Source organism: Colwellia sp. E2M01, assembly GCF_018860585.1.
GTDB lineage: Bacteria > Pseudomonadota > Gammaproteobacteria > Enterobacterales > Alteromonadaceae > Colwellia.
In genome coordinates this window covers 76328-80037 of sequence record NZ_JAHKPR010000037.1, presented here as the reverse complement: position 1 = coordinate 80037, position 3710 = coordinate 76328, and the positions used below count along the sequence as shown (strand labels likewise).

General features: G+C 34.7%; 3 protein-coding genes. 1 reads left to right on the top strand and 2 read right to left on the bottom strand.

Annotated features, from left to right (window positions below; all coding sequences use genetic code 11):
* Positions 1-192: 192 nt before the first annotated feature.
* The gene (locus KO502_RS08320) at positions 193-1173 is read left to right on the top strand and encodes a Gfo/Idh/MocA family oxidoreductase (protein WP_216022118.1); all 981 of its coding nucleotides are present in this window, start codon (positions 193-195) and stop codon (positions 1171-1173) included.
* Positions 1174-1371: 198 nt separating this feature from the next.
* On the opposite strand, the gene KO502_RS08315 is transcribed toward KO502_RS08320, so the two are convergent.
* On the bottom strand, positions 1372-2313 hold the full coding sequence (locus KO502_RS08315; protein ID WP_216022117.1) for a family 16 glycosylhydrolase: 942 nt from the start codon (positions 2311-2313) through the stop codon (positions 1372-1374).
* 177 nt (positions 2314-2490) lie between these two features.
* On the bottom strand, positions 2491-3552 hold the full coding sequence (locus tag KO502_RS08310; protein ID WP_216022116.1) for a hypothetical protein: 1062 nt from the start codon (positions 3550-3552) through the stop codon (positions 2491-2493).
* Positions 3553-3710: the final 158 nt, after the last annotated feature.

The window sequence follows — 3710 nt, the reverse complement described above, 5'->3', positions numbered from 1 at the left end:
AATCAAATTGGTATTACATTAAAAAATAAAATATCGTTAACCTTCCTCTTTCCCTGCTGTCTTATACATAAGCACAAAATTTAACTCATTGTTCTATCAACTAATGAGACAAGTTAAAACTCCTCTTCCATATTTTTATATTAGGATTACACTATCAAGCATAAAGAGGCATTATCTTATGGAGCTAACTAAATGAAATCACTGACAGATAGAAAGATACGCTGGGGAATTATTGGCCTAGGCAATATAGCCAATAAATTTGCCACTGACTTATTAACAATTGAAGATGCTGAGTTATATGCGGTAGCATCAAGGTCTCAATCAAAAGCTGATTACTTTGCCGAAAAACATCATGCAACTAAAGCCTATAGCAGCTATGAAGCTTTAGTCAATGATGAAAATATTGACGCTATTTACATAGCAACCCCACATACAATGCATAAAGAAAATACGCGATTATGTTTAGAGAAAAATATAGCAGTGTTATGTGAAAAGCCTTTTGCCATGACTAATGCTGAAGTAAATAGCATGATTGCTATAGCAAGTGCGCATGACACGTTACTAATGGAAGCAATGTGGACTTACTTTTTACCTCATTATAATTTTGTATTAACTGAATTAAAAAACAACACTTACGGTAAATTACTGAGTGTCGAAGCTGACTTTGGCTTTGTAAGGCCTTTCGATAATGACTCCCGATTATTTAATAAATCATTAGGCGGCGGCAGCCTGTTAGATATTGGTATTTACCCTATATTTGCAGCGCTTTCAACCTTAGGTGTACCTGATGAAATAAGTGCAGAAGCAACCTACTTTGACAATGGCGCAGATTCATCTTGCACGATGCAATTCACTTATAAGGATGCCAAAGCCACTTTAAAATCAAGCCTACTAGAAGCTACACCTTGTGAAGCCATTTTCCATTGTGAGCGTGGCATAATTAAAATTAATAGCGGTTTTCATCAGCCAACTAGCGTTACTTTAATTACACCTGACAATGAAGAAACAATAGAATTTGATTGTAACACCCACGGTTATAATTTTGAGATAAGTCACTTTAATGAGTTGTTACGCGAAGGAAAAACTGAAAGCCCAATAATGAGCTTTGATATGAGCCACGAGCTTATTCAACTATTAGATAAAGTCAGAGACATTATTGGTTTGAAGTATTAGGGTTTAGACGTTAGGCTATATATTCAAAATATGCATTCCCGCGTTGTTTTGACGGGAATGACCTATTTAGTTTGATTTTTTTCTTAAGTTAAAAAGTAAGTGTTAGCTATCCACTCTTGCTATCAACTCATTATAAACTAGCTATACATCGCTATTAAATGAACGACTTCAAGCTAGCTTTTTGATATTTTTCATTGATTAATTGGCAACTTTATCAACTAACTGCCAAGTTCTTACCCAATCAACTTTCATTGTGTTTTGGGTATTATCGAGCAAATCATTTTTCTCAGGTACTCCTCCGACCCATGAAGAATCTTGTGTCCACAAATCCCAAATAATATTTTGCTCTAAGGTAAAAGCTTGTGTTGAAACTACACTGTTAACAGGTTCACCATTTAGGTAAAACTGTACCGTATGTTCATCTTTCCACCAAGCACCAAACACATGATACTGTTCATTCCAAGGCACGCCTTTAAGTGTATTAGCGTCGGATAAATTTCGACTATCTGACGGGTTGTCGTCTCCTTTACGTTCAGTCTGATTATCTTTAACTATAAAATACTGCGAGTGCATTTCATATGGATAGTTATCATATTTAGCGCCTGTGTATGATGGGTTGGAATTATTTTCAATAATATCAATTTCATCACGGTTGGCTATATCTCCGTTATTTAACCAAAACGTATTATACGCTGAGATATGTGCTGCTTTAATACGGCTTTCGGTATACATTGGATATTTAACCTTAGCTTTTGATTGTACACGCGATGTTTCGAACCACTGTTCTCCTCTAGCTTCATTTAAAGTAGCTTGAATCCATAAATTTCCATCGCTGACACCTGCATTTTCATTTCTCATGTATACAGGTGTGCCACCATAGTTCCACAGAGGTTTGAACCATTTTGTCTCATCCCATACATCAAATTCATCGGATAACGCTGGAATTTTTTCCCACGCCTTATTTTCAGGAGTTGTGTCATTAAAAGAAACAAAACTAGGGAAATTGGTATCAGCTTCATTGACATCAATAACGACTGGAGTCGACGTCGAAGTTAGGCTTGAGGAACTACCACAAGCGGTAAGTAACGAGAGGGTAAAAACAGAACAAACAACTTTTACTTTGTGATTAATTTTATTCATAGTTGGCTCAATATAAAAAATAATTAATTAAACTATCACATATAAGAATTATTTTGTAAACAATAAACAATGTACGCAGAATTAATGCGAGATCATGATTTTCAGGGCTCATTATTCGCCCATAACTGTTTATTATTTAGCTTGTCGAATTCATACGCTAATCTTAATAACTAGGCACTAGGTGTTTTCCGGTAATATCCCCTCAATACCATTAAACGAGTTTAATATACTTCTAATACGCTCTGAAAACACACCGGTTTTAAGTTGCGGTACACGGGTTAAATCTACTTGATAGTTTTCATTACGCCAATCTTTTTCAAACTCTGTTTTTTCTGCTGATTTATGCAACTCTCGGGTATTGGCTGATATTTTGGCAATCGCTTTTATATCATTTTCTTGGCTAAAACGAGCAACCTTAGAGAAGGTAAAATGCTCATCAACATGTCGATCACTTAAACGTATTAACTCTGCCATTAATTGATAACAAACCTCATTAAAAGTGAGTTTATTAACGATTAATACTATCAGTTGATTAGACTCAAGTTCTTCAAGCTGACTTTCTGCATCTATTAACACTTCTAATTCAAGTAACCAATATTTATCATGCCTGTTTTCAATATTAATAATATTAAAAGTTGCTTGTTCATAATGTAGATGATCAAGCTCTTGTTGCAACTCCAACCAAGAAAGCTCTTCACTTTTGCTTTTAAGATCTTGGCTATTAATCAGCATAGTTACGTCATGATGACTATTAAGTGGTGTGGTTATCTTATTAAAAGCCTTTAAACGAAATAGCTCTCGTACTTCATGCTCCCTCACCTTTTTTATCGCTAAAAATGCGGTTTGTATTATTTCAGCTGTTGGCAATTTAGGTTCAACCCGCCACTTACGGCCGTACATGATTTTTAGGTTTCTATTTTGGTTGATACTTTGGTTTGTCGAATTATTAGCGGCTGTGTTTTCATCACTTAAGTCTGTCGTGCTACTTTGATAGTTATTGCCTTTATAGTTATCGGCACCAATAATACCCACTTGTAAATAAATACCCTGATTATCTTGCGAAACAAAAATAGGATACCTGTCGCAATAATCGACTTTTAAAATAAGCTCTTCAACACTCGCTAAGGTATGACGATATTTCAAATAATGTTGCGGAATGCAGAAACTACCATCATCAAGTTGTGCTTTAGGTGCATTTTCGGCGGAAAACTCTCCATTGGATAATTGCATTATTTTCATAAAGGAAGCTCTGCTAATTCTGATATTATTTTGTAATTCTAATTAAGTACGTATTAATTGTTAACTTAGACCACTAATGCTCAAAAGATTATTCATTTAGAGGGTATTTAAGTTAATTAAAAAGTTCGTGCCATATCATATATAATACCAATTTGATT

What these genes read in the sequence shown, in the direction of transcription:
- KO502_RS08320 (WP_216022118.1), top strand. Translation starts at nt 193, where the DNA reads ATGAAATCACTGACAGATAGAAAGATACGCTGGGGAATTATTGGCCTA.
- KO502_RS08315 (WP_216022117.1), bottom strand. Translation starts at nt 2,313, where the DNA reads ATGAATAAAATTAATCACAAAGTAAAAGTTGTTTGTTCTGTTTTTACC.
- KO502_RS08310 (WP_216022116.1), bottom strand. Translation starts at nt 3,552, where the DNA reads ATGAAAATAATGCAATTATCCAATGGAGAGTTTTCCGCCGAAAATGCA.